Source organism: Allomuricauda sp. ANG21 (assembly GCF_040705235.1).
In the GTDB taxonomy this organism is placed as follows: Bacteria; Bacteroidota; Bacteroidia; order Flavobacteriales; family Flavobacteriaceae; genus Flagellimonas; species Flagellimonas marina.
This window is the reverse complement of sequence record NZ_JBFCVT010000019.1, coordinates 1-26,028: the sequence shown is the minus strand read 5'-3', so window position 1 is coordinate 26,028 and position 26,028 is coordinate 1. Positions and strand designations below refer to the sequence as shown.

At 45.0% G+C, this 26,028-nt stretch carries 22 protein-coding genes; 20 read left to right on the top strand and 2 right to left on the bottom strand.

Annotated features, from left to right (window positions below; genetic code table 11):
* The first annotated feature begins 65 nt into the window (after positions 1 to 65).
* Positions 66 to 941: a conjugative transposon protein TraM gene (gene traM / locus AB1A65_RS17230; protein WP_366591159.1), complete on the top strand. Its 876-nt coding sequence runs from the start codon at positions 66 to 68 to the stop codon at positions 939 to 941.
* The gene (locus AB1A65_RS17225) at positions 938 to 1,723 is read left to right on the top strand and encodes a DUF4138 domain-containing protein (protein ID WP_366591158.1); all 786 of its coding nucleotides are present in this window, start codon (positions 938 to 940) and stop codon (positions 1,721 to 1,723) included. The genes traM and AB1A65_RS17225 overlap by 4 nt, the downstream gene beginning before the upstream one ends.
* A 271-nt stretch (positions 1,724 to 1,994) precedes the next feature.
* Here AB1A65_RS17225 and AB1A65_RS17220 read toward each other — a convergent pair whose 3' ends face one another.
* Both AB1A65_RS17220 and AB1A65_RS17215 read right to left on the bottom strand, forming a co-directional pair.
* The gene (locus tag AB1A65_RS17220; protein WP_119618934.1) at positions 1,995 to 4,079 is read right to left on the bottom strand and encodes a copper-translocating P-type ATPase; all 2,085 of its coding nucleotides are present in this window, start codon (positions 4,077 to 4,079) and stop codon (positions 1,995 to 1,997) included.
* 19 nt (positions 4,080 to 4,098) lie between these two features.
* Complete coding sequence (locus AB1A65_RS17215; protein WP_090294862.1) at positions 4,099 to 4,392, bottom strand: phosphoribosylpyrophosphate synthetase; 294 nt, start codon at positions 4,390 to 4,392, stop codon at positions 4,099 to 4,101.
* 696 nt (positions 4,393 to 5,088) lie between these two features.
* Here AB1A65_RS17215 and AB1A65_RS17210 point away from each other — a divergent pair.
* The 18 genes from AB1A65_RS17210 to AB1A65_RS17125 all read left to right on the top strand — a co-directional run.
* Positions 5,089 to 5,367, top strand: coding sequence for a hypothetical protein (locus AB1A65_RS17210; RefSeq protein ID WP_119618906.1), 279 nt, complete (start codon positions 5,089 to 5,091; stop codon positions 5,365 to 5,367).
* Between the two features lie 228 nt (positions 5,368 to 5,595).
* The gene (locus tag AB1A65_RS17205) at positions 5,596 to 5,976 is read left to right on the top strand and encodes a hypothetical protein (RefSeq protein ID WP_083158111.1); all 381 of its coding nucleotides are present in this window, start codon (positions 5,596 to 5,598) and stop codon (positions 5,974 to 5,976) included.
* Positions 5,977 to 6,080: 104 nt separating this feature from the next.
* Positions 6,081 to 9,917 (top strand): efflux RND transporter permease subunit, encoded by a 3,837-nt coding sequence (locus AB1A65_RS17200; RefSeq protein WP_108246726.1) that lies wholly within the window; start codon positions 6,081 to 6,083, stop codon positions 9,915 to 9,917.
* A gap of 1 nt (position 9,918) precedes the next feature.
* Positions 9,919 to 11,142, top strand: coding sequence for a TolC family protein (locus AB1A65_RS17195; protein ID WP_119618907.1), 1,224 nt, complete (start codon positions 9,919 to 9,921; stop codon positions 11,140 to 11,142).
* Between the two features lie 4 nt (positions 11,143 to 11,146).
* Complete coding sequence (locus tag AB1A65_RS17190; RefSeq protein WP_119618908.1) at positions 11,147 to 12,988, top strand: efflux RND transporter periplasmic adaptor subunit; 1,842 nt, start codon at positions 11,147 to 11,149, stop codon at positions 12,986 to 12,988.
* Positions 12,989 to 13,013: 25 nt separating this feature from the next.
* Complete coding sequence (locus AB1A65_RS17185; protein WP_119618935.1) at positions 13,014 to 15,470, top strand: multicopper oxidase domain-containing protein; 2,457 nt, start codon at positions 13,014 to 13,016, stop codon at positions 15,468 to 15,470.
* Entirely contained in the window at positions 15,471 to 15,776 is a 306-nt protein-coding gene (locus AB1A65_RS17180) for a hypothetical protein (RefSeq protein WP_182849956.1), read from the top strand.
* Positions 15,777 to 15,907: 131 nt separating this feature from the next.
* On the top strand, positions 15,908 to 16,537 hold the full coding sequence (locus tag AB1A65_RS17175) for a DUF3347 domain-containing protein (protein ID WP_119618909.1): 630 nt from the start codon (positions 15,908 to 15,910) through the stop codon (positions 16,535 to 16,537).
* The gene (locus tag AB1A65_RS17170; protein WP_036385864.1) at positions 16,538 to 16,996 is read left to right on the top strand and encodes a heme-binding domain-containing protein; all 459 of its coding nucleotides are present in this window, start codon (positions 16,538 to 16,540) and stop codon (positions 16,994 to 16,996) included.
* A 340-nt stretch (positions 16,997 to 17,336) separates the two neighbouring features.
* Positions 17,337 to 17,834: a nuclear transport factor 2 family protein gene (locus tag AB1A65_RS17165; RefSeq protein WP_119618910.1), complete on the top strand. Its 498-nt coding sequence runs from the start codon at positions 17,337 to 17,339 to the stop codon at positions 17,832 to 17,834.
* Entirely contained in the window at positions 17,834 to 18,535 is a 702-nt protein-coding gene (locus AB1A65_RS17160) for a PepSY domain-containing protein (protein WP_036385860.1), read from the top strand. The genes AB1A65_RS17165 and AB1A65_RS17160 overlap by 1 nt, the downstream gene beginning before the upstream one ends.
* A gap of 270 nt (positions 18,536 to 18,805) precedes the next feature.
* Entirely contained in the window at positions 18,806 to 19,393 is a 588-nt protein-coding gene (locus tag AB1A65_RS17155; protein WP_036383511.1) for an AraC family transcriptional regulator, read from the top strand.
* A gap of 204 nt (positions 19,394 to 19,597) precedes the next feature.
* A complete protein-coding gene (locus AB1A65_RS17150) occupies positions 19,598 to 19,822 on the top strand; it encodes a heavy metal-associated domain-containing protein (protein WP_161594393.1) in 225 nt (74 codons plus the stop codon).
* Between the two features lie 336 nt (positions 19,823 to 20,158).
* A complete protein-coding gene (locus tag AB1A65_RS17145) occupies positions 20,159 to 20,497 on the top strand; it encodes a DUF305 domain-containing protein (protein WP_234414759.1) in 339 nt (112 codons plus the stop codon).
* A gap of 293 nt (positions 20,498 to 20,790) precedes the next feature.
* Positions 20,791 to 23,049, top strand: coding sequence for a heavy metal translocating P-type ATPase (locus AB1A65_RS17140; RefSeq protein ID WP_366591157.1), 2,259 nt, complete (start codon positions 20,791 to 20,793; stop codon positions 23,047 to 23,049).
* Positions 23,050 to 23,076: 27 nt separating this feature from the next.
* Positions 23,077 to 23,286 (top strand): heavy-metal-associated domain-containing protein, encoded by a 210-nt coding sequence (locus tag AB1A65_RS17135; protein WP_051947607.1) that lies wholly within the window; start codon positions 23,077 to 23,079, stop codon positions 23,284 to 23,286.
* A 780-nt stretch (positions 23,287 to 24,066) separates the two neighbouring features.
* On the top strand, positions 24,067 to 25,305 hold the full coding sequence (locus AB1A65_RS17130) for a site-specific integrase (RefSeq protein WP_366591156.1): 1,239 nt from the start codon (positions 24,067 to 24,069) through the stop codon (positions 25,303 to 25,305).
* A gap of 262 nt (positions 25,306 to 25,567) precedes the next feature.
* Positions 25,568 to 26,028, top strand: a 461-nt coding sequence (locus tag AB1A65_RS17125) for a BfmA/BtgA family mobilization protein (RefSeq protein ID WP_366591155.1), incomplete at its 3' end; no start/stop codon positions are given.

The following is a 26,028-nucleotide window of genomic DNA, read 5'->3' as shown; positions in this document are numbered from 1 at the left end:
GAGAAAAAAACTGAGAAATAATAGCTAATTTTACGCCACGGATGAATCGATTTTAAACTCTTCGTGTGCCCTGCGCACGTGAATCCGGGGGGGGTGGTAGACCTCAGCCGGCCTATCCAGATGTAGGGAGGATCCCCATGCCGGATCTGGAGGACACTTCGGTGGAGTTTGAAACCAAACTGGAAGCCGTGGAAGCCATCAAGGTGGAAAAACAATCCACGGCACCACAAGTGTATCCCGACCAGATGGTGGATGATAAAGGGTATTTCAATCCCGATTATATGGAATATGAAAAGCAGCGTATCATAGACAGTGTCTTTGATACCAATGCCTTTACTGCGAAAAAAGTTTCTGTGTCGGATGCAGGCGTAATGCCCAGGTTGGGGACTGTAAAGAAGGTAAAGGTAGACGATGAAAAGTTGACAATGGGTTCACCAAGGACGGAAACGGAGCTAGGATTGGTACATCAACTGTTCTTTGCCTCCAATCCAAAAAGGAACCGTTCCGATGGAAATTTACCAACTACTGCTGTGGCCAAGGTGTATGTGGATGGGGACCAGACCCTTCGGGATGGACAACGATTGGACTTGCGACTCGCCCATGACTATGTTGTGGATGGGAAAAGGATGCCAGGAGGTACCCGCCTCTATGGCTTTGTAAAGATAAGGCCCAACCGGGTGATGGTGGAACTTACCCGATTGGGGACAACCCTTATGGATATGCAAGCCTATGATGCCCAGGATGGGCAGGAAGGGATTTATGTGAAGAACCATCTGCGGGGTGAAGTGGTGGATCGGTCTTTGGATGAGGGCCTTGGAGAGATCAATGTGCCGGGTGTGCCCCAGTTCAATGGGATCAAACGCATATTTCAGCGTGATCAACGTACCGTTAAAGTTCAGATTTCCGACCATTATCAATTTTTCTTAATACCTAGATCATGAAAACACTAAACGTCATCATTGCAGTAATGCTAATGGCCTATGGGCACACCGTATCGGGCCAAAAGGTTTTGGACACCATCCAAGCCAATTCACAAATGAACGTGGCCCTCTTTTTTCCCAGTCCCATCAAACAGGCTATAACGGGAAACACTGAAGCGATCTTTACCTATAACCGGGAAGAAGCTCAATATTTTGGGCTATTGCAGGCCACAGCCAACACCATTACCAACCTTTTGGTGGTCACCATGGACGGACAAGCATATGAATTTAAGGTGGCCTATAGGGAAAACGTTGCCCAAACCCATTTTTTTGTGGACAAGGCGCATAGCATTGGTCCAGTACAGCCATTACCTGGTAAAAAAGGGGATTCCTTGGCTTCCCACACAGTTCGATTTGCTTTTTTAAGTGGATTGCTATCAAGTGATGGAAATGGTGCCTTGGCATCGGTGCGAAGAAAGGGAATTCGATTGCGGTTGAAAAGGTTGGTCTACCGAAACGCTCAAGTATTTATGGTCGTAGAGGTGCGCAACCGATCAGGCATTGATTTTGAAGTAGGCACCCTTGAGGCCCTAAGGATAAATGGCAGCTTGAAACGGAGATCCTCGTATCAAGAAACCAGGTTGGAACCCCATTATATCATTGAACGACCCAAAATTATTAAAACCGGGACTTCCCAACGATTTGTACTTGTGCTACCTAAATTTGTCCTATTCCATAAGGAGCATCTAAGACTGATTCTCTTGGAAAGCCGTGGAGGCAGAAGGTTGGAGCTCAACTATTGACCTATCGATAAAGAGAAGTAGAATCCCTTATAGGGTATACACTTTAACATAAAAACAAAATTTTGCCATAACAAAGGTTATAATGGTTACCAAGAAAGGAAATAAATTAGGAATGGTACACCTCAGGAAAAATGGAACTGGCTTCCAGCAGTATTAATACCAGAATCCAGTATTCTCTTCGTAGTGGCCTAATAGGATTGCGGGAACACTGAAAATCCGTATTGCTATTGGGAATGCACCCTTTTATATGCTAAATTGCTCTATTTGCCTATCATCCTTTGATCTGATTACTTCCTATCTTACGTTTTAACAACTGCGCATTGATGGCCACAATGATGGTGCTCAGGCTCATGAACACCGCACCAACGGCAGGGCCCATGACAAACCCTGAGGAATACAGTACACCGGCGGCCAACGGAATGGCCACCACATTATAGGCCGTTGCCCAAATCAGGTTCTGGATCATTTTGTTGTAGGTGGCCTTGCCGAACAGGATGAGATTGGCTATATCCTTGGGGTTACTGTTGACCAAGATGATGTCGGCGGTTTCCGCCGCAACGTCCGTACCGGAACCAACGGCAATGCCCACATTGGCCTTTGCAAGGGCCGGGGCATCGTTCACACCGTCCCCGGTCATGGCCACGAACTCGCCCTTACGTTGGAGTTCTTCCACTATTTCCACTTTTTGGTGGGGCAACACTTCGGCATAATAGCCATCCAAACCGAGTTTTTCGCTAACGGCCCTGGCCGTTTTTTCATTGTCCCCAGTGGCCATCAATACCTTGATGTCGTTCTTCTTGAATACTTGGATGGCCTCTTGGGATTCCGATCGTATCTCATCGGCCAGTGCAATGTATCCGGCCAGTTTTTCCTCGATCAACACAAATACCACGGTTTCGGCGGCATCGCTATAGGCGTCTTTGGGAATGGGAATGTTGTTGTCCCTTAAAAAACCGGGACTGACCACTTTTACCGGTTTGTCCTCCACGGTTGCCTCGACCCCTTTTCCAGTGATCGCATGAAAGTTCAAGGGATTGGGAATGGTGACCTTTTCCTTTTGGGCCCTTTTGATGATACCCACGGCAATGGGGTGTTCCGAGCTTTGTTCCAAGGCACTTGCCAGGCGAAGGACTTCATCCTGGGAATAGTTGTCATCGACCGATTGGATTCGGGTAACGCCAAAATCACCTTTGGTCAGGGTCCCCGTTTTATCAAATAACAAGGCCGAAATCTTCCGGGATTCCTCAAAGGCGGTCCTGTTGCGGATCAATAGGCCGTTTTGGGCGGATACCGCGGTGGAAATGGCCACCACCAAAGGGATGGCAAGACCCAGGGCATGGGGACAGGCAATGACCATAACGGTCACCATGCGTTCCAGGGCATAAACAAAGGGGAAACCCAGGGCCAACCATACCGCCAGGGTCCCAAAACCAATGGTCAAGGCGATATAGGTCAACCATTTGGCGGCCCTATCGGAAAGGTTTTGCATTTTGGACTTGGTCTTTTGGGCCTCTTCCACCATCGTGATCACTTTGTTGAGGTAACTATCCTTGCCCGTGTGCTCCACTTTGATTTTTAAGGTGCTGTTGCCATTGACGGAACCGCCGATCACCTTGTCCTTTTTCTCTTTCTTTACAGGTTTCGATTCCCCCGTGAGCATGGATTCGTTCAGGTAACTGCTGCCTTCGACGATGGTACCGTCGGCTGGGACCTTTTCCCCCGGCTTGACCAGTATGATGTCATCTTTCAATACCGCTTCCAACGGTATGTCCTCTATGGTTTCCCCTTTGACACGGTGTGCTTCGGCAGGCATCATGCTGACCAACAACTGTAAGGCTTTTGAGGCACCAAGGACGCTCTTCATCTCTATCCAATGCCCGAGTAGCATGATGGCTATAAGGGTGGACAGTTCCCAGAAAAAGTCTTGGCCCTTCAGTCCGAATACGGTGGCCGTGCTATAGAAATAGGCTACGGAAATGGCCATGGAGATCAAGGTCATCATTCCCGGTGCACCCTGTTTTATTTCTGACCAAAAACCTTTCAAAAAAGGCCATCCCCCATAGAAATATACAATGGTGGAAAGCCCAAAAAGAAAGTAAGGGTTGCCGGGAAGCAGGAATTCATATCCAAAAAAATCCTGGATCATGGGCGATAGGAACAAAATGGGTATGGTGAGTACCAGTGTTGTCCAAAATCGCTTTCGAAAGTCGGCGATCATCATTTTGTGGTGGTCGTGGCCCATTTGGCCATGTGCGGGGTTGTGCCCCGAATGGCCCCCAGGGCCATGGTCCATTTTGGAGTGGTCGGTCTTATCGTGGTTCATCCGTGAATGGTCGTGGTGTTGGTGCTTTTCCATCATCGGTCCTTCTTTTGGGTTATCGTAATTTTTTTCTCATTTTTTCAGAAATGTTTTCGGCATAGACGCCATAGGCATCCACCAGGATGCCCCTAATGCCATCCTTGGAGGATATGGCGTACAGCACGCTGTTGTCATCGGTGCTGCTCATCCCCTCAAAACGATGGGTCTGGTCGACCTTAAAGTCTTCCGGTCGAATTTCGATTTTAAGGGAAGCGCATTCCAGACAATGGGGCTTGAGATTAAAATCATAGGTGTAGCCCTTTGCCTGTAAATCGGATATGGCTTCTGAAAGGGTATCATAATTTTTCATAGGGTTTCGATTTTGGGTTATTGTGATATAACCATTTGTTGTTACAATCTCCATTGATAAATCGTCGTTTTTACAACAGATCAGAATGTATTGTCCTGAAAATGCCCCAGCCATTTAAAGGACGAATGTCCTTACAAAGGGACAAACCAGGGCATAGTGCCCAAGGTGGAAAAAAAATCAAATCAATAAAGTCCTGTGGAGGATAGGGAGGTTTCGTTCGACCCAAGGGGGGATATAGTCTTTAAAAGGAACAATGCTTTCCTGTAGCCCACCAGAGCGATCGGTATGGTAAAAAATGGAGGTATATGGAACTATGAGTGTATCGAAATCAAGGTCAAAAGATCGAACCATCAGGTCATCCTTGCCGAAATTGGCATAAGTAACGTTGCTACAGCAATTCTTTTGCTCCAAAGAACACTTCCTTAAGGGGCTTTTGGGGCTTTGAAGCTTTTGGTCGCAGGGTTTTGCCTTTCCTGTCACGGAAAAACTGACTAATTTGTTACAACAAAAATGGGCGTTGGAAGCAAAGGAAGTCGTACTGACCAATACGGAACAGGCTAGAAACAGGGATAATATTTTCGATATGGTTTGCTTCACCTATTAAAATTAAAAAAAATAGTACACCGATCATAAAACATATTGAAATCAATTCGATCTTAACTCACTCATACATTAATAGTTTTTTGTATTCTGATAATGTGGATTGTTCCTGTTTCAAAAGTATGGGAACTACTTCTGAAAAAACATGATGGACATCATGTTTTGGATTGGGTGGAACAACTTCATATGCCCATTCGATTTCTGTTGCTTGGGCAACAGGTGAAGCTAAAGGTCAATGTGCCCGATCCACCGACAGGATGTGGGATGGGACAACCTTTGTGGCCCAGCCTAAGAAATTGGTATACCATTATTCCCTATGGAAGACAAAATATCATAGCCCGTCCTTCCTTCATTTCTGACATAAGGCCGACCTGAAAAAGCCGTTATGTCATTGCTGGCCAGGGAACGTTTTGTCACACTATATGTAATTGAAAATCAAACCGATGATTTTGTGGGACCTGCTTAGGTTCAGGGCTGTGGAATGGCAAGGATTTTACATGAAATCACCATAAAAAATATGTTAAATAAAATAGGGTTGTTAAAATTATTGTAGTTTTGTAATCGCATATGAAACTATTTTGGTTCAAAATATTATCTTGTTTCATGGCACTGAATGTGCTGGCCTCCACATTTTCCTTTGCGGTGGGGCAACACTATTGTGGTGAGGATCTTGTTGATTTTTCCTTCTTCGGTAAAGCGGAATCCTGTGGAATGGATGTGCAACAAGCATCCGATTCGCATGAACATAATCTGCAAAAAAATGGATGCTGTGAAGATGAGACACTTTCTGTCCTCGGGCAGGAAGATCTTCTACTTTCAGTTGAAAATGTAAGTATAGGGGAGCATCAGTTCCTAATTGCCTTCACCTACAGTTACATAAATCTTTTTGAGGGATCACAGGAAAATATAGTTCCTGTCGTACATTACCCTCCGCCCCTTTTGGTCAAGGATATTCAGATTCTTGATCAAACTTTCCTTATTTAAGAGCATATCGATGACGTTTGGCCGTGCTATGGTTTTTGGCATGGCCCTAGGTATTTATTGCCTTTGGAACAATTTCACTATTTCCAACACAATAAACTCATGATATGCTCAATAAAATCATAAAATACTTTTTAGAGAACAAACTGGTGACCGTTCTCGTTTTAATAATGTTGGTTACCTGGGGGATTGTCACTTCCCCCTTCAATTGGAATACGGGCTTTCTTCCCAAAGACCCGGTGCCCGTGGATGCCATTCCCGATATTGGGGAAAACCAGCAAATTGTTTTCACGCAATGGCCCGGACGTTCGCCACAAGATATCGAGGATCAGATTTCTTATCCAATGACGACCTATTTACTGGGGATTCCAGGAGTGAAAACAATCCGTAGTTCATCCATCTTTGGATTTTCCAGTATCTATATCATTTTTGATGATGATGTGGAATTTTATTGGTCGCGTTCCCGGATCCTGGAAAAATTGAATTCACTTCCCACGGGTCTGTTGCCCGATGGCGTTACCCCGACTTTGGGTCCCGACGCCACGGCATTGGGACAGGTATATTGGTATACCTTGGAAGGAAGGGACAAGGATGGCAATCCTACGGGAGGATGGGATCTGCACGAGATACGGACCGCCCAGGATTTTTATGTGAAATATGGATTGAATGCCGTGGACGGGGTGTCCGAAGTGGCTTCGATCGGGGGTTATGTCCAAGAATATCAAGTGGATGTAAATCCGGATGCCCTAAAGGCCTATAATATCCCCTTATACAAGGTCATGGAGGCCGTACGGAAGTCGAACAGGGATGTGGGCGCCAAGACCATTGAAGTCAATCAAGCAGAATATTTGGTCAGGGGCTTGGGATATGTCAAAAATACGGAAGACATAGAAAAGGCGGTGGTTGCCGTATTTGACAATGTCCCGGTTCGGATCAAGGATATTGGGGTGGTCAGCTTGGGACCGGCCACACGAAGGGGCGTGCTCGATAAAGGGGGCGCCGAAGTGGTAGGTGGCGTAGTGGTCGCCCGTTATGGTTCCAATCCCTTGGCGGTCATCAATAATGTGAAGGACAAGATCAAGGAAATCGCACCCGGATTGCCCAAGAAGACCTTGGCCAATGGTGTGGAAAGCCAATTGACCGTGGTCCCGTTTTATGACCGGACACAGCTCATCCACGAGACCATAGGCACTTTGGAAAATGCCCTGTCCCACGAAATACTGATCAGCATCATCGTTGTACTGGTACTTGTCCTCAACTTGAGGGCCTCTGTGATCATATCAAGTCTATTGCCCGTCGGGGTGCTAATGACCTTTATTGTCATGCAATATGCCGGGGTAGATGCCAATGTGGTGGCCCTTTCCGGGATAGCCATTGCCATAGGGGTGATGGTGGACGTGGGGATCGTGTTCGTCGAGAACATTATCCGACATTTGGAAATGCCCGAGAACCATGGTGCCAAGGGCAAGGAACTCATTCAGGTAATATATAGGGCCACCGTGGAAGTGGCCTCGGCAATTACCACCGCATTGGCGACCACTGTCGTGAGCTTTGTGCCTGTCTTTGCCATGCAATCGGCAGAAGGCAAGTTATTTAGGCCCTTGGCCTTTACCAAGACCTTCGCCCTGTTGAGCGCCTTTGTACTGGGAATCGTTGTACTGCCTGCCTTGGCCCATTTTGTACTGGGGGTGGATTATGACAAGAAACGGGTGCGACGATTTTGGTCCATTCTATTGATATCCACTGGGCTTATCTTTGCATTCTATGCCCAGATGTGGTTGCCATTGGTCATTTCACTCATTGGGTTGAACAATTTGATGGAACCCAAATGGCCGGAGCACTATAAATCGTTTCCCAACTATATCAATTTGGGATTGACCGTTTTTATCGCCTCGTTCTTCCTGACCGAGGAATGGATGCCCTTGGGACCCCAAAACGGTATTGTGGTCAACTACTTTTTTGTGTTGTTCCTAGTGGGCATTATCCTGGCCGCTTTGATGGGAATCGTACATTTCTATACCCCGGTCCTAAAGTGGTGTCTGGAAAACAAGGGAAAGTTCATGCTCATCCCATTCGTGACCCTGTTTTTTGGGGTATTGGTTTGGCTGGGGTTCGATAGCACCTTTGGAATCGTGGCCAAAGGCTTTGAATCGGTAGGTTGGAAAAGTGTCAGACAGACCTCGGGATGGCAGGCAGCTTCCAAGAGATTCCCGGGAATAGGGTCCGAGTTCATGCCATCGCTCAATGAAGGTTCGTTCCTGTTGATGCCGACATCCATGCCGCATTCAGGGGTGGAATACAACAAAAGGGTGGTTGGACAGTTGGATATGCTCTTGGGAAGCATACCCGAAGTGGACTTGGTTGTCGGTAAACTCGGTCGCGTTGAATCCGCACTGGACCCTGCACCCATTTCCATGTATGAGAACATCATCAACTATAAACCTGAATTCATTGTGAATGAAGACGGACATAGGGTCCGTTATAAAGTAGATCGAAAGGACAGGTTCATTACCCAGCATAAAGACACTTTGACCAATGAGGAAGCCTTGCAGCGAGGGATTGCCGAGAAGGACCTGATCGTGGATGAGGACGGTGAGTTTTTCCGAAACTGGAGGCCCCATATCAAATCCCCCAACGATATCTGGGATGAGATCGTAAAGGTCACCAAGATCCCGGGCATAACCTCTGCTCCCAAATTACAGCCCATTGAAACCCGGTTGGTGATGCTGCAGACCGGAATGCGCGCTCCCATGGGGATCAAGGTTTTTGGGCCCGATTTGAAGACCATCGAGGATTTTGGGATGCAATTGGAAGGTATCTTGAAGGAAGTGCCCTCGGTCAAGGCAGAAGCCGCATTCGCCGATAGAATAGTCGGCAAACCTTATTTGCACCTCAATATCAACAGGGACGGGATATCCCGATATGGTTTGAACATTGAAGATGTGCAGCAAAGCATCGAAACAGCGATCGGTGGGATGAAGATCACCTCCACCGTTGAGGGAAGGGAACGTTTTCCCGTGCGGGTGCGCTACCCGAGGGAATTGAGGGACGACCCGGAATCGTTGAAGAAAATTTTGATTCCCACACCGGTAGGTGCGCAAATTCCCTTATCCCAAGTGGTGGATTTTGAATATGTCCGCGGGCCTCAGGCCATCAAGAGCGAAAACACCTTTTTGGTGGGCTATGTGCTTTTTGATAAACGGGACGGTTTTGCGGAAGTCGATGTGGTGAACGATGCCCAGGAAGCCATCCAGAAAAAAATCGATGCAGGGGAATTAACGGTTCCCGCCGGAATAAGCTATAAGTTTTCTGGGAGTTATGAGAACCAAATCAGGGCAGTGAAAAGACTGTCCATTGTCATACCGATCAGTTTGATCGTGATTTTCTTGCTCCTGTTTTTTCAGTTCAAGACGGTCATCGCATCCTCCATCCATTTTTCAGGCGTTTTTGTTGCTTTTGCGGGAGGTTTCATAATGCTCTGGCTCTATGGTCAGGATTGGTTCATGAATTTTGCCATTGCAGGGGTCAACATGCGCGATCTGTTCCAAATGCACACGATCAACTTAAGCGTTGCGGTTTGGGTAGGATTTATCGCGCTTTTCGGTATTGCCACCGATGACGGTGTCATCATGGGTACGTACATCCACCAGGTTTTCGAGGAAAAGAACCCTCAAACCGTACCGGATGTGAGAGCGGCGGTTCTGGAGGCAGGGAAAAAAAGGGTTCGTCCCGCCATGATGACGGCCGCAGTGGCCATTATCGCCCTTTTACCAATACTCACCTCGACCGGAAAAGGGGCCGATATCATGATTCCCATGGCCATCCCGACTTTTGGGGGAATGACCATACAGATCATGACCATGTTCGTGGTCCCGGTACTCCAAGCCTATTGGAGGGAAACAGTCATTAAAAATCGCAACAAAGCATTGAAAAAAATACAGTAAAATGAAAAAGGTAGTGACCATTATATTTATCTTGACAAGTATCCTATCCAATGGCCAGACCTTGGAGGACTACTTTGAGATTGCTGCTGGGAACAACCCGGGGCTGCTTTCACAGTACAAAGATTTTGAGGCGGCGTTACAAAAGGTACCGCAGGTGAAGGCTTTACCAGATCCAAACCTGTCCTTTGGGTACTTCATCTCCCCGGTCGAAACCCGGGTAGGGCCCCAAAAGGCAAGGTTTTCACTGACCCAGATGTTTCCTTGGTTTGGAACCTTAAAGGCCCAAGGTGATGCCGCTGCACTTATGGCAGAGGCCAAGTACCAGTCTTTTTTGGATGCCAGGAACAAACTTTATTACGAGGTTTCGGCAGCTTATTTTCCATTGTACGAACTTAAGGAGTGGGTACGGATCGAAGAGGACAACATCGCCATCCTGGAATCCTACAAGACGGTTTCCAATACGAAATTTAAAAACGGCCTGGGATCATTGGTCGATGTCTTAAGGGTGGACGTGCTTTTAAAGGAAGCCCGGACGAATCTGGGTATCCTTAAACATAAGGAAATCCCCCTTCTGGCGTCCTTCAATAAACTATTGGACCGTAAGGAAGATGAACAAATAAACATCCCTGAGACCTTTGGGGTCAATGTACTGCCCATTGATTACACAAAAGATTCCTTGGTGGTGGACCATCCGCTTTTGAATTCCCTGGAATTAAAGGTCAAGGCAGCAGCGGCCTCTGAAAGGGCAGCCCTTAAACAAGGCTTGCCAAAAGTCGGGATCGGACTGGACTATGTAATGGTCGATGAGCGAACGGACATGGTGGTTCCCGATAACGGCAAGGATGTATTGATGCCCATGGTTACCTTGAGCCTGCCCCTATTCAGGGGTAAGTACAGGGCAGCCGAAAAAGAGGCCCAATTGATGCAGGAAAGTTATGCACTGCAAAAAAAGGAAGTCACCAATACATTGAAGACCAATTATGAAATGGCTGTTTTTGACATAAGGCAGCAGACCGATCTGATTTCCCTCTTTGATGAGCAGATCATGGAATCGGAACAAGCACTCAATCTGTTGTTCACTGCCTATGGGAATTCCGGGAAGGACTTCGAGGAGGTGTTGCGAATGCAGCAACAGTTGTTGAAGTATACTAAATTGAAAATAAGCGCATTGACGCAGTATGAAATAGCGTTGGCCAAGTTTAACTATATCACGGCAAAAAAATAATCAGATGAAATCAGAAACACAAAAAATAGTAAAAATAGCCTTGTCCACCCTGGTTCTTGGACTTTTGCTGGGTTGGCTATTGTTCGGAGGCTCGAAGGGCAATGCCACGGAGGAACACCAACATGCTTCGGAAGTATCGGAAGAAACCACTTGGACCTGCTCGATGCATCCGCAGATCAGACAGCCGGAACCGGGAGATTGCCCCATTTGTGGGATGGACTTGATCCCTTTGGAAAGTGATAACGGTTCGGAACTGGACCCTATGGCCGTAAGCATGTCGAAAACGGCCATGCAGCTTGCCAATGTCTCTACGGAAATCGTGGGCAAGACCGCCCCGGTCAAATTGATCGATCTTAATGGCAAGGTGGAAGCGGATGAACGATCGATCTATTCCCAATCTACCCATATTCCCGGGAGGGTGGAACGGCTAATGGTGAATTTTACAGGGGAGTACATCAAGCAGGGGCAGATCATCGCCTATATTTATTCCCCTGACCTGGTCACTGCCCAAGAGGAACTTTTTGAAGCAAGAAAGGTGGCGGACACCCAACCGCAGTTTTTTAATGCCGCCAAGGAAAAATTAAAAAACTGGAAGCTTTCCGACAACCAAATCGTACAGATACTTCAATCTGGGACCGTTAAGGAGGAATTGCCGATACATGCCGATGTTTCAGGCTACGTTACCGAAAAAATGGTAAACCTTGGCGACTATGTCAACAAGGGCAAGGCATTATATCAAATTGCCAACCTGAACAGCGTTTGGGTATTGTTCGATATTTATGAGTCCGACATGCCCTGGGTAAGGAAAGGCGACGAAGTGGTCTTTACCATACCCTCCCTCCCGGGCGAAAATTTCAAAGGCAGGATTTCCTATATCGACCCGGTGATCAATCCCATGACTAGGGTTGCCAAGGCCAGAATCGAAATCGGGAACGCCGGTTTAAGGTTAAAGCCGGAAATGTTCGCTTCCGGAACCGTGAAAGCAAAACAGCCCATTGCATCAGAAGCGATAACCATTCCTAAGTCGGCAGTGATGTGGACCGGGGAACGTTCTGTGGTATACATCAAGAATACCACATCCAATGGGGTGAATTTTGTGTTGCGCGATGTCACCTTGGGACCATCATTGGGAAATGGGTTCATTGTGAAGGAGGGACTGCAGGAAGGGGATGAGATCGCGGTAAACGGGACCTTCAGTATCGATGCGGCGGCCCAATTGGCCGGGAAACCGAGCATGATGAATCCTGAGGGCGGGCCCGCCATGACGGGACATAACCACGGAGGCATGAAGATGGGGGATGACAAGGGTACTGGCGGTAGCGATCATTCGGAAATGGATATGGGGGATCCCGGCTTGGAAAACAAAATAGACCATTCCGATATGAACCAGCGAATGACGGCGACAGCGACTTTTAAAAACCAATTGAAACAGGTGTTGAGCGCCTACTTGGAGTTAAAGGATGCCCTTGTCAATGATAATGGTACCAAGGCAAATGCCGCTGCAAAAAAAGTGTTGTCGGCCTTGGAACATGTGGATATGAAACAATTGACGGACAAGAAGGCGCACGGCCATTGGATGACGATATCGAAGGAAATCTCCAGTTCGGCGAATTCCATTTCAAAGATATCGGATGTCAAGGTGCAACGCAACCATTTTAAACAGCTGTCCGCCCATTTATCCAATGGTATCAAGCTTTTTGGGGTGGATCAAAAGATATACGAACAGTTTTGCCCGATGGCCGATAACAACAAAGGTGCCTATTGGTTGAGTACGACCAAAGAGATCAAAAACCCCTATTTCGGAGAGGCTATGTTGACCTGCGGTGAAATCACCGATGAAATGTAATTGAACAAATGTAAATGAATGAATGATGAAAATATTGAAATCTAAAATCTTGTTTTTTGTCCTAACTGCCTTGACGACCCATGTTTTTGGGCAAGTGGGGACAAATGGTGAGGACAGAAAAGAGGAAGGTAGACCAGTTAGGGAATACAATCTTGTACTGGAACAGAACAAATTGACCCTCGGTGGGGTCACTGCCGATGCAATGACCATCAACGGAAGTATTCCGGGACCGGTCTTGGAATTCAACGAGGGTGACCTCGCCCTGATCAACGTGACCAATAAGATGGATGTGGAAACCTCCGTACACTGGCATGGATTGATCTTGCCCAATTTTTATGACGGGGTTCCCTATTTGACCACACCGCCCATAGAACCTGGCACAACTTTCCAATATCGGATTCCGATCAACCAATCAGGTACCTATTGGTACCATTCCCACACCATGCTACAAGAGCAAAAGGGGGTGTATGGCTCGATATTGATCCATCCCAAGGAAAAGACGTTGGACTACGATAAGGATTTGGTCGTGGTGCTTTCCGATTGGACGAACGAAAAGGCCATGAACGTGCTCCGAAACCTTAAACGGGGAAACGAGTGGTACCAGGTCAAAAAAGGGACCGCGGTGCCCTTGAGTAGGGTCATCAAGGAAGGTGCACTAGGTGCACAGCTCAAATTTTGGCGAGATCGTATGGAGGGAGCGGATATTGCGGATATCTACTACCCCGCATTTTTGACCAATGGGAAAACATTGGCCGAATACCCTGATTTCAAACCAGGGGAAAAAGTGCGGCTCCGGTTCGTCAATGCCTCTGCCTCCACCTATTATTGGATGGATTTCGGTGGCGGTAACCCCATGGTGGTTTCCGGGGATGGTGTCGATGTGGAGCCTGTTTCCAAAAGTCGTTTTCTTTTTGGCATTGCCGAGACCTATGATGTCATCGTGACCGTTCCTGAAGGCACTTTGGAGGTAACGGCCACGGCACAGGACGGCTCCGGGCATACTTCGTTGCATTTAGGGCAGGGAACGCTTTTTCCCGCAACGACCATCGATAGGCCCGACAAAGTGGCGATGATGAAACAAATGGCCCAAATGGACATGAAAATGGGAGCTCCGGCAATGGCCGGCAACAAGAAGAAAAATACACCCGAATATTTGATGCAAAAGTATGGGATGCAGATGGACATGAAGGATGGCAGCATGGATATGGGTATGCACAATGGGATGTCGATGGATAAGACCGAAATGAGCGGTCAAAAGGATAAACCCATTGCGAAGATGGATGATAAAAGGCCTATGAATGCGAATGAAGATCATAGGCACATGGAGATGGATAAAAAGATGGGGGATATGGCAGGAATGGAAAAGGATTCAACGTCAATGAAATCCACCGGACATAAGGATAAGATGGAAGACCCTATGGTTCAGACTATGCCAATGATGCAGAAAGACACTTCAGCTTTTGATTACGATACCCGTAAAACGTATTTCAACTATGATTTCTTAAAAGCAAAGGAAAGTACTACCTATAATGCCGATCTGCCCGTCAATGACATTCTGTTGAACCTGACGGGAAATATGCAACGGTATATCTGGAGTATGAACGGTGTGCCACTTTCAGAAACCGATAAGATCAAGATCAAAGGTGGGGAAGTAACCCGGATCACCCTCAACAACCTGACCATGATGCACCATCCGATGCACCTCCATGGGCATTATTTCAGGGTCATCAATGAGAATGGTGAAAAGTCACCCTTGAAACATACGGTCAATGTGCCGCCCATGCAGAAAGTGGTCATCGAATTTTATAATGAAGAGTACGGGGATTGGTTTTTCCACTGTCATATCCTCTATCACATGATGGGGGGCATGGCCCGGGTTTTCAGTTATGATACCCCAAGGGATGTGAGGATGAAGGATTTTCCTGTTCAAAAGTTGGTAGATGAAACTGACCATTATTATGCTTGGGGTGCTGCCAGATTGGGTTCCAATTTTAATGAACTCTTCCTTGTTTCAAGTAATATCAGGAATGAATTTGGGGTACGGGCAGAATTTGACTACGACCAAAATGCCGAGGTGGAATTCAATTATAACAGGTATCTCAATGACTGGGTACGGGTCTATGCAGGGGTGAACACGGAAACCTCCATCCCTGATTCCTATGACCGCTTCAATACAGTGGGACTGATAGGGGTCAAGTATTTTACCCCATACCGCTTTAATATGGATGTGAGTATGGACCACCAGCTGCGTCCAAGAATAAGGTTGGATAGGGAACTATTGCTTTTTCCAAGGATTTTCCTCGAGGGGGAATATGAATATCGGGCCGATTTTGGATGGGTCAACGATTTGGGGAATTCATCCTATGAAAGTGAGACCCAATGGCTGGTAGGGGCCTCCTATATCCTTTCACGTAATTTTTCAATCCAGGCCAACTACAACAACCGATATGGTTGGGGCGGAGGCCTGCTAGCCCGTTTTTAAATGGTAGAATACAAAAAAAATAGCCTGAGTTTGACCCGGATCGCTGCATTGGGTGCCATCTTTTATTTGATCATGGATATCGGGATCCATTGGGGGGTCCTAAAAAATCTACGAAAGGAAATCGGTGCAAATCCCATTATCCTCATTACGGCCCTTGTGCTGGATGTACTGGTGTTGGGCGTCTTTATTTGGTCAAAGGCGGGTAGTGACCCCTTGGTGGTCATCGTTGCCCTTGCATTGATGGTGCTTATTTTTTTCGGGGAACGATTTTTTTTGGGGAAAAAGCGTACGGTCGAGGAAGAATAAGGGCTGAGTGCCTGCGTGGGAGAAATGGAAAATTAGATGAAAAAATTAAAATAGTAACAATAATAGGGGATAATACAAAAATGCTTACCCCGGGCAATCAAAACGAGGAATTAATCTTAAAATCAATTACAATGAAAAGAACAACAGTTACATTAAGTACAATTGCCATTGCGCTTTTGACCATTACCGTGATTTCCTGTAAGGACGGTAAGAAGGAAACAAATGACAAGGAAGGAGCCCATATGGAGATGGGAACGGAAGAGGGCCATCACCATGAGAGCACTGCAGGGGAAATGGACCACGGGACCATGGACCATGATATGGGTTCGTCCGATGCACAGGGCACATCCGTGATCGACAGCTACCTCCAACTGAAGGATGCCCTGGTGGCGGACAATAAGGATGAAGCGGCCAAATCGGGCCAAGCCTTGGCCAGTGCCTTGGGCAGCTTTGATATCAGCGGATACGATGAACAGCAACAGAAGGAGCTGTCCGATATCATTGAAGTGGCCAAGGAACATGGGGAGCATATCGCCAAAAGTGATATCGGTCACCAACGGGAACACTTTGAAGGACTGGGCAAGGATATGGTCGATTTTATTGCGATAACCGGGACTTCCAAAACCTTGTACCAACAATTCTGCCCCATGTACAACAACAACCAAGGAGGAACGTGGCTCAGCGCAAGCAACGAAATCCAGAATCCATTTTTTGGAAGTAAGATGTTGACCTGTGGTAAGGTGCAAAAGGAAATCAATTAAATGAAAGTACTGAAAATCATAGTATTGGTAGTGCTGTTGGGATTTGTGGGCATCCAGTTTGTGCCCACAGATCCCAACTTGAGCGATGTGGTTCCCGATACGGACTTCATGTCGGTGAACCAGGTTGCCAAGGATATCGAACACGATTTGCGGGTATCTTGCTATGATTGCCACAGTAACAACACCCAATACCCGTGGTACAATAAGGTCCAACCCATCGCCTGGTTTTTGGAAGAACACATAAAAGAGGGAAAGGAAGAACTCAATTTCAATGAATGGGGCGACTATTCGGATCGAAGAAAAAGGAGCAAACTAAAGTCCATCGCAAGTCAGATCGAAGACGATAAGATGCCCCTATCTTCCTATACCCTGATCCATAAGGATGCAAAATTATCGGTGGAAGAGAAAGAACGGATATTGACCTTGGTAAATGATCTAATGGAAGAATTGGATAATTGAAAATGACATGGAAATTACCCTAAAACCGGGACAAACGATATTGCTATTGTTGTTGGTCATGTCCGGTTACTATGAATGAGGAAATAAAGTCCTGAAAGGGAGGGGAACACCCAAAGTTGATTGGTTGGTGAGTTAGTTAGTTAATCGTTCCCTTCCCTTGTCAGGCACTAATGGAAAAAAAGGATGAAAGATTGTTGTCGTGACAATGGACCTGTCCAGCCGAAAAAGGCCATTTTAAAAAAATGGTTGGCCCATATCCTGTATGGGATCGTCATTTCGATTGCCCTGGGAGCCTTTATCATACAATAAATACTAACCTAAACAATGCTAAAACAAACCAATGAAACGTATTACTTTACAGATTTTTCTAATGGCCGTATTTCTCACAGGGACAAGCTTTGGCCAAACAAACCCTAACAAGGAAAACCTAGACCAGGACAGGGCCGCTGTGCTGAGGATTTTGGAAAGCTATAAAGAAGCACTGCAAAATTTGACCACGGAAGGTACCTTGGAGCTTTTTGCGGAAGATTCCGAAGTTTTTGAATCCGGGGGCGTGGAAGGCACCTATCAACATTATCTCGACCATCATATAGGTCCAGAACTTGGACATTTCAACAGTTTTAGGTTTTCGGATTATACCATTGAAGTGAAGGTGGAGCTACCCTTTGCCTTTACTACGGAAAGCTATGTCTATACCATTGGCCTAAAATCGGAAAATGGAGGTGAGGGCAAAACGATCAGCAGAAAAGGGGTTGCCACCACCATCCTTAAAAAAACGGATGGGGATTGGAAAATTGTAAAGATGCATAACTCCTCACGGAACAACGGGAAGAACTAATGGTCGGAAGAAAAACATCGATGAAGGTCAGAAAGATACATAGATATCTTGGCCTATTTATTGGGATCCAGTTCCTAATGTGGACCATCAGTGGACTATATTTTAGTTGGACGGACATTGACGAGATCCATGGAGATCAATTCATCAAGGAGCATCCGGACCAGTCAGAATTTGGGAATTTAATTGCTCCCAATGGACACGGGAACGTTAAAATCAAATCTTTGGAAATGAGAAATATAGGGGGAAGTCCCTATTATTGGATCAATGGCGGGGTTTTGATGGATGCACAAACGGGGGAGATCAAAAAGGGTATCGATGAACAACAGGCCTTAGCCGTTGCTTCACAGTATATGTTGCCCGAACTTAAGGTCAAAAGTGTTGAAAGACTCACCCAAACAGGTGGGCAGCACGAGTATCGTGGACGTCCATTACCGGCCTATGTGATCACCTATGAAACGGATGAAAACCTTAAAGCGTATGTCTCAGAGACCGATGGGTCGTTTCAACGTGTAAGGCATCGGTCCTGGAGATGGTTCGATTTTTTGTGGATGACCCATACTATGGACTATGAGGGACGGGACGATTTTAACACCATGGTTTTACGGATTTTTTCCCTGATGGGATTGATTACCGTTTTGAGCGGATTCTTGTTGTGGTATGTCAGCTCACCAACGATCAGAAAATTATGGAAAAGGCGATAGTTCAAACACATTGACATATTATTTGGCAAAGGACTCCTTAGGAGCAAATAGTTGACTATTGTGCCAGTTGAACCATTTTTGGAAAAATGAGCGAACTTAGGAGGCAAAGACGAAAGAAAAAAAGGGGGCTGGCGAAAAGGAAACGGGACCCGGCCAAGAATAGAAAGGAAAAAAGAATGAAAATCCTTGGCATATTGGCCTTGATATTGATCGTTATATTGGCAGTGGTCGTCATTTTTTTGAAGGCCCTGTGGAAATTCACTGCATGATATGGAAGTTGGGTCCAGTAAATCGAAAGATGTGTTGTACATCAAAAACATGGTCTGTCCGAGATGCATCATGGCCGTCAAAGGTATTTTGGACGATGAGGGCATTCCCTATATGAATGTGTCGTTGGGTGAAATAACCCTCAATGGGAAAATCACGCCTGAAAAACGGGAAGGTCTCAACGAACGACTTGAGAAAATTGGATTTACGATCATCAACGATCGTAAAGGTCAGTTGATAGAACAGATCAAAAACCTAGTGATTGAGGCGATACACTACACCGGACCCATGGAAAAGGTCAAATGGCCCGAATACCTTTCCGATGGATTGCATCTTGACTATAAGTATCTTAGTTCGCTGTTTTCCGCGGTGGAAAGCATTACCTTGGAGCAATATATCATCAACCAAAAGATTGAAAAGATCAAAGAGTTTCTTGTTTATGACGAATTGGGCTTAAAAGAAATAGCGTTTCAATTGGACTATAGCAGCGTTGCCTATTTAAGCAACCAATTTAAAAAAGTAACTGGAATGACACCTACACAATTTAAGAAAAGTGCCATTCAAAATAGAATATCGCTTGATGATATTTAACCTCTACCATTAAGGGCGCAATACCTTTCCAAGGAACCAGCTTCCTAAACGCTATTTAAAAAACATCTTTCTTCGCAAATGGGTCAAGGTTTGTTTTTTTTCAAACAATGCCCTTATACAGAAAGTGTTACTTTTCCCATACGTGTTGGAACCAACATTGTTGATTCTAGGTGTAAAATTGTTAAAATAAAAAATGATCACAACATGAAAAGAAGATACCAAATAGAAGGAATGACTTGTGATGGCTGTAGGGGGCACGTTGAAGAAGCTCTTTTCAATGTGGCCGGTGTAGCCGATGTAGCGGTCGATCTAAAAAACGCAGAAGCTACAGTGGAGTCGCAATTTGAGGTCCCCCTTGAAAAGCTACAAAAGGCATTGGAAAATAAGGGGGGTCAATATAAAATACAAGCGATGAACAAAGCCAATTGAACCGATATACGATAACTGGGACAGGTAAATTGTCAGGCCTACAATTGGAATGGAACAATACAATACTCGAAAGTCAAGGAATAATCACAATAACCAGATAAAATTTGCACAATGGAAGATAGTCAAAGGAAATCCAATAATTATTTAAAGTTTTTTGCGATGATTGGTACTTCAATGGTCGCCATGTTTTTTTTAATGTACACCCACTCATATCAAATCATTGATCACTTTTGGTATAGTGAGACTAGATTTTTCATGACTTTGATTATGGGGGGATCGATGATCATTATTATGCTGCTATATATGCTACAGATGTATAAAGACCGACGCAAGAACATGTCAATATTAGCCTTGGGTGTTTTGTTGATTGCAGGTGGGATATGGCTGGTCAGGAGTCAGGTCACCGTATCAGGAGTCGACTACATGGAAGGAATGATACCCCATCATTCCATTGCTATTTTGACCAGTGAACGTTCTCAAATAAAAGATGTCAGGGTACGGGAGCTTGCCAATGAAATTATCAAGGCACAACGCAGGGAGATAATGGAAATGCAGTGGTTGATAAACGACATTAAGGAAAATGGAATAGTGGAAACCGAAGCAGGAAAAGAAAAGCGGCCTATTCCTAAATTCGAGGGATCGCTTAGCGAAGAAACAAAGAATCTGGCCGAATGAGAGGCGATTATTTACTACCAATGTTCTTGTTTTGCCCCAAGTTCACTACAATGGTTTGTCCTATCGAATATATTCTAAACTGATCGGTGCAAATTCTCCAAAAAAGATTGACGTGGGCGAACCTGATTTCATAGATGTTGCCGAATTCTATAAACCACTCACCAATTATTAGTACTTGACGAGGAAAGATAAAAGTTGATTTTTCGGAAAATTCTACAACTCTTTCAGTAAATAACGTAACAGTCCATTTTAGGTCTATTCTGAAATTTGTACCATACAAATCGGAGTAGAAAATGGATGCAATCGATAATATTGAGGACACCGAAAGGAAAGCGAAGATGGTGTCAAAAAAATCTTTCCCGGTCACTGGAATGACCTGTGCTGCCTGTGCATCCAGCGTGGAATCCATGCTGGGCCATACCGAAGGGGTCTACAATGCCAGTGTCAACTTTGCCAACAGTATGGTCCTTGTGGAGTATGACAGTGCTATGGACCTAAGCGATCTTCAAAATGCGGTACGTCAAATCGGTTATGATATAATTGTGGATGCCGAGGATCCTACCGAAGTACAGGAAGAGCTTTCGAAAAAGCATTATGTATCCATAAAAAAGCGAACCCTTTGGTCCGCTATTTTGACACTTCCCATTTTCCTTCTGGGGATGTTTTTTATGGATTGGGTCCCGGGTAGGTGGATTTCGTTGGTACTTGCCGTTCCTATCCTGTTCTGGTTTGGCCGAAGCTTTTTCATAAATGCCTTCAAACAGGCCAGATTCGGTAAGGCCAATATGGATACCTTGGTCGCACTCAGTACGGGCATTGCCTTTTTGTTCAGTGCATTCAATACCTTTTTTCCTGAATTTTGGCTCAGTAAACGCATGGAACCCCATGTATATTATGAGGCGGCCACAGTGATCATCACCTTTATTTCATTGGGGAAATTATTGGAAGAAAAGGCGAAATCAAATACATCCTCCGCCATAAAGAAATTGATAGGGTTGCAGCCCAAGACCTTAAAGGTGATAGCAGATGGGGAGGAAAGGGAAATCCCTATTTCTTCGGTCAAGGTAGGTCAAACGATATTGGTCAGACCGGGAGAGAAAATCCCTGTGGATGGAACGGTGTCCAAAGGAAGTTCCTATGTTGATGAAAGTATGATCACAGGCGAACCCGTCCCTGTAGAAAGGACAAAGGATGAAAAAGTTTTTGCCGGTACCGTAAACCAAAAAGGAAGCTTTCAGTTTGTAGCTGACCGGGTGGGAGGGGAGACCCTTTTGTCCCAGATCATCAAGATGGTGCAGGAAGCACAGGGGAGCAAAGCGCCCGTACAAAAATTGGTGGACAGGATTGCCGGTATTTTTGTTCCCGTGGTAATGACGATTTCACTGGTGACATTTATCACCTGGATGTTCCTGGGAGGTGAGGACGCTTTTACCCATGCACTGTTGACCGCAGTTGCCGTATTGGTAATAGCTTGTCCCTGTGCGCTGGGTTTGGCAACCCCCACGGCCATCATGGTGGGAATCGGCAAGGGGGCCGACCACAATATTCTCATCAAAGATGCGGAAAGCCTGGAGTTGGGTTACAAAGTGAATGCCATTGTCCTGGATAAAACGGGTACCATAACTGAAGGAAAGCCTGTGGTGACCGATATGGTCTTTGCGGACCATGTGACAGATCACAGGGCCCTGGAGCAAATTTTATATGCCATGGAAGGACAGTCCGAACATCCCTTGGCTGAAGCCGTGGTCTCCTTTTTAAAAAATAGAAAGGTAAATCCGGTCGAAATTTTGAACTTCAATAGTATTACAGGAAAAGGTGTTCGCGCTGAGGCATTGGATGGAACCCAATACCTTGTGGGCAATCATAAGTTGATGGTCGAAAAAGGAATCGCCATGGATGACAACCTGGGGCACATGGTCGAAGGGTTAGAGCAGGAGGCCAAAACGGTCATATACTTTGGCGGTGGAGGCAAGGTGAAGGCGATTTTGACCATTATGGATAGTATAAAGGAATCCTCAAAGGAAGCCATACGGGAAATGCAGGGGAATGGTATGGAAGTTTACATGATGACCGGTGATAACAAGATGACCGCCGAAGCCGTATCACAACAGGTGGGTATCAAAAGCTATGAAGCCGAAGTACTCCCATCAGAGAAAGCTGATTTTGTGAAAAGGCTTCAAGAAAGTGGAAAGGTGGTCGCCATGGTGGGCGATGGTATCAATGATTCGCAGGCACTTGCCCAAGCAGATGTCAGTATCGCGATGGGCAAAGGGTCCGACATTGCCATGGATGTCGCGAAAATGACCTTGATCACCTCTGATTTAAATGCCATTCCCAAAGCGTTGAAGCTCTCCCATAAGACCGTTATAGGTATAAGGCAAAATCTTTTTTGGGCCTTTATATACAATATCATTGGAATTCCTATAGCTGCAGGGCTGCTGTATCCGATCAATGGATTTTTGTTAGATCCGATGATAGCTGGTGCCGCTATGGCTTTTAGCAGTGTATCGGTCGTATTGAACAGTTTGAGGCTTAAAACGATTAAACTATAGTAATTTTCTAATTTAAAATCGATGAACATGAGTACATTACAATTCAAATCAAATATTAAGTGCAGTGGGTGTGCCAATACCGTAAAACCATTTTTGGATAAGGTGGATGGCGTGACCGATTGGTCTGTTGACTTTGCCTCCCAAGACAAATTGTTGACCGTACAGACTACAAGTGCTACGGAAGAGGAAATCACTTCTGCTGTTGAATCGGCTGGATATCATTTGACCAAGAAATAAAGGAATGTCCAGAAGAATATATTAAATGGTTCGAATAGGGTTGGGGGTTACCTTAATCCTATTCGGGTTGTATAAGTTTATTGGATTTTTCTACACAACTTCGGTATAGGCATGGTCATTGGTAGTATTGAAAACATCGTAAGATTCAGGTATCACTGCAATCAAAACCTCTAAACTTGATTGTGTCCATCATGTAAGGTGGACCAGTAATGGCTTGGCTGGAACACTGGTGGCAAAAATCTAAATCTTGTAATTTATACAGCTAGTTTAAAAATGACAATCAAAGTTCTTATTATATCTGCTTGTCGATAGGGCGAATAGATACTCATCTTGTTTGTGATGAGATTTTGAACTCACAAAAATTCCTTTGTCTATTTTGATTTAAAATTAAATAAAACAAGATGGTGTGGTTTGATTTTAAATATCGATATTTACGTTGTGAAAATCATTATTTCACACGAAGATGTCCTATGGGATGTCCTATTTTGGGAAAATCGACATAATATTCTGGATATTAATGGGTTAGCGCCTCTTCAAGAGGTCAGTCATCCCGACTTACCTTATTTAAGTAAAATCAAAACACTGTTAATCTTGTGATTTTCAGTGTTTTGTGTTTTTAAGCATATCGTTTGAATTCATTTAAAACCATCTAAAATCATATCAAGCGTGTTCCCATCGGGAGCAAACACTTACACTTCTTGTTGTAACTTTAAATGACTTTTAGAACCATTTTTCTTGTGTTTTGACTTTCACAGTATTCACATTTTAAAAGGTTACAACATGCAGAAAAACAATCGTTTAACAATCAATTTCTTTACTAGAAAACACAAGGTTCAATCCGAGAACCTAATTGTCTATTGTAGGATCACCATCGATGGTGAGCGCACCGATTTTAGCATAAATCGGGAGATAAAAGTCAATTTATGGGACAATAACCGTAAAAGGGGCAAGGGTTTTTCCAGTTATGTGATTTCTCTGAACAAGTACCTAGACCAAATTTATACAGGACTACATGAGGCCCATAGATTGATGATGGCAGAAGAAAAGGTAATCACTCCACTATCTATCAAAGCAAGATTTTTTGGGGAAGATGAGGGCGGAAAAACATTGAAACAATTGATTGCCTACCACAATGGAACCATGCACACTTCTTTACGTCCGGGAACCAGAAAGAATTACCACATCACAGAACGATGCGTGGGCCTATTTTTAAAAGAGGAATATGGGGTTGAGGACATAAAGCTCAAAAAATTGAACTACCGTTTTATATCGGACTTTGAGCAGTATCTAAGAAAGTACAGACCATCTACACGAACCAAATGCACCAATAACGGGGCCATGAAACACATGGAACGGCTTAAGAAAATGTCAAGGTTGGGCGTTCGGTTGGATTGGATAGCGAAAGACCCTTTTGAAAACTATAAACTACGTTTTGAGAAAACCGAACGGGAATATTTGACAAAACGGGAATTGAGGTTGATTGAAGAAACCACATTCACAAAGGAGGGGGTGGAGAAATGCAAAGATGTGTTTCTCTTCTCGTGCTATACTGGCCTATCCTATATCGATGTCAAAGCATTGACCCCAGACCACCTACTAAAAGGAATAGATGGCAATGAATGGTTGTTCACCAAAAGGATAAAGACTGACGAAAAACTTAAAATCCCCTTACTCCCACAAGCAAAGGAAATTATCAAGAAATATGAGGATTCAGCCGAAAGGAAAATAACAAAAGTCCTATTGCCAGTTTATAGCAACCAAAAGGTCAATTATTACTTAAAGGAAATCTGCAAAGCCTGTAAGATTTACAAGAAAGTGACATTCCATACTGCCAGGCACACTTTTGCAACCACAGTAACCCTTTCCAATGGAGTCCCGATAGAAACAGTTTCCAAAATGCTCGGCCATACCAAACTGTCCACTACCCAAATCTATGCCAGGGTATTGGAACACAAGATAGGGGAGGACATGCAAAACCTAATGGAACATATGCAGACCAAAAAAGCAGCCGAAGGATGAAAAGGATGTATTTATTCGGTCCCGCTTGCGGGACGAAGGAATAGCAAGAGGGTGATGCGCAAATTGCGCCATCACGGTTGTTTTCGGGTCTTCAACAAGTTGAAAACCAGTTAATTGAATGCTTTTTGGAATACTGTGCAAAAATCGGGGCTACAGTAAACTTTTCCGGAATCTACAGTAAACCCTTTGGCAGGCCCAGTAAACACTGGAAATTTTTGACGAAAAAATTGACGGAATTTGACGAAAAAACAAAATCGCACCTATGGAAAAGCAATCTACAAATGGTAAATCAAAGAAAGGAACCGGTGCTTATTCCAATATCACCGTAAGGAAAGAAACGGCCACACGCTTTCGCAGTTATTCCAAAAGGTTCAACAAGTCCCATAGCGAAGTGTTGGATGGAATGATACAGTACTTCAAGGAGAACAACCTTGACCCTTTTGGGGAGGGAACAAAGATCATCCTTGACAGTATCAAAAAGTTAGAGCGTCAGATGATGAAGAAATTCGATAGGCTCATTGCCATTATCAAGAACATGGAAAAGACCAGTATCCGGCCCACTTATGAAATGATGCTGATACTTTATGAGGCCTATGTAAAGGATGGGAGGAAACACAGACCTGAACCCGTCAAGATACAGGAAGAGCGAAAGGATTTTCTGGAGCCTAGAAAAACCGTTCCGAAAACAGAGCATGATAGAATGTTGCAAGAATTCAAAGAATA

Excerpts from the sequence above, each read along its gene's own strand:
- AB1A65_RS17225 (WP_366591158.1), top strand. The coding sequence starts at position 938 with ATGAAAACACTAAACGTCATCATTGCAGTAATGCTAATGGCCTATGGG.
- AB1A65_RS17220 (WP_119618934.1), bottom strand. The coding sequence starts at position 4,079 with ATGGAAAAGCACCAACACCACGACCATTCACGGATGAACCACGATAAG.
- AB1A65_RS17215 (WP_090294862.1), bottom strand. The coding sequence starts at position 4,392 with ATGAAAAATTATGATACCCTTTCAGAAGCCATATCCGATTTACAGGCA.
- AB1A65_RS17210 (WP_119618906.1), top strand. The coding sequence starts at position 5,089 with ATGTGGATTGTTCCTGTTTCAAAAGTATGGGAACTACTTCTGAAAAAA.
- AB1A65_RS17205 (WP_083158111.1), top strand. The coding sequence starts at position 5,596 with ATGGCACTGAATGTGCTGGCCTCCACATTTTCCTTTGCGGTGGGGCAA.
- AB1A65_RS17200 (WP_108246726.1), top strand. The coding sequence starts at position 6,081 with ATGCTCAATAAAATCATAAAATACTTTTTAGAGAACAAACTGGTGACC.
- AB1A65_RS17195 (WP_119618907.1), top strand. The coding sequence starts at position 9,919 with ATGAAAAAGGTAGTGACCATTATATTTATCTTGACAAGTATCCTATCC.
- AB1A65_RS17190 (WP_119618908.1), top strand. The coding sequence starts at position 11,147 with ATGAAATCAGAAACACAAAAAATAGTAAAAATAGCCTTGTCCACCCTG.
- AB1A65_RS17185 (WP_119618935.1), top strand. The coding sequence starts at position 13,014 with ATGAAAATATTGAAATCTAAAATCTTGTTTTTTGTCCTAACTGCCTTG.
- AB1A65_RS17180 (WP_182849956.1), top strand. The coding sequence starts at position 15,471 with ATGGTAGAATACAAAAAAAATAGCCTGAGTTTGACCCGGATCGCTGCA.
- AB1A65_RS17175 (WP_119618909.1), top strand. The coding sequence starts at position 15,908 with ATGAAAAGAACAACAGTTACATTAAGTACAATTGCCATTGCGCTTTTG.
- AB1A65_RS17170 (WP_036385864.1), top strand. The coding sequence starts at position 16,538 with ATGAAAGTACTGAAAATCATAGTATTGGTAGTGCTGTTGGGATTTGTG.
- AB1A65_RS17165 (WP_119618910.1), top strand. The coding sequence starts at position 17,337 with ATGAAACGTATTACTTTACAGATTTTTCTAATGGCCGTATTTCTCACA.
- AB1A65_RS17160 (WP_036385860.1), top strand. The coding sequence starts at position 17,834 with ATGGTCGGAAGAAAAACATCGATGAAGGTCAGAAAGATACATAGATAT.
- AB1A65_RS17155 (WP_036383511.1), top strand. The coding sequence starts at position 18,806 with ATGGAAGTTGGGTCCAGTAAATCGAAAGATGTGTTGTACATCAAAAAC.
- AB1A65_RS17150 (WP_161594393.1), top strand. The coding sequence starts at position 19,598 with ATGAAAAGAAGATACCAAATAGAAGGAATGACTTGTGATGGCTGTAGG.
- AB1A65_RS17145 (WP_234414759.1), top strand. The coding sequence starts at position 20,159 with ATGTCAATATTAGCCTTGGGTGTTTTGTTGATTGCAGGTGGGATATGG.
- AB1A65_RS17140 (WP_366591157.1), top strand. The coding sequence starts at position 20,791 with ATGGATGCAATCGATAATATTGAGGACACCGAAAGGAAAGCGAAGATG.
- AB1A65_RS17135 (WP_051947607.1), top strand. The coding sequence starts at position 23,077 with ATGAGTACATTACAATTCAAATCAAATATTAAGTGCAGTGGGTGTGCC.
- AB1A65_RS17130 (WP_366591156.1), top strand. The coding sequence starts at position 24,067 with ATGCAGAAAAACAATCGTTTAACAATCAATTTCTTTACTAGAAAACAC.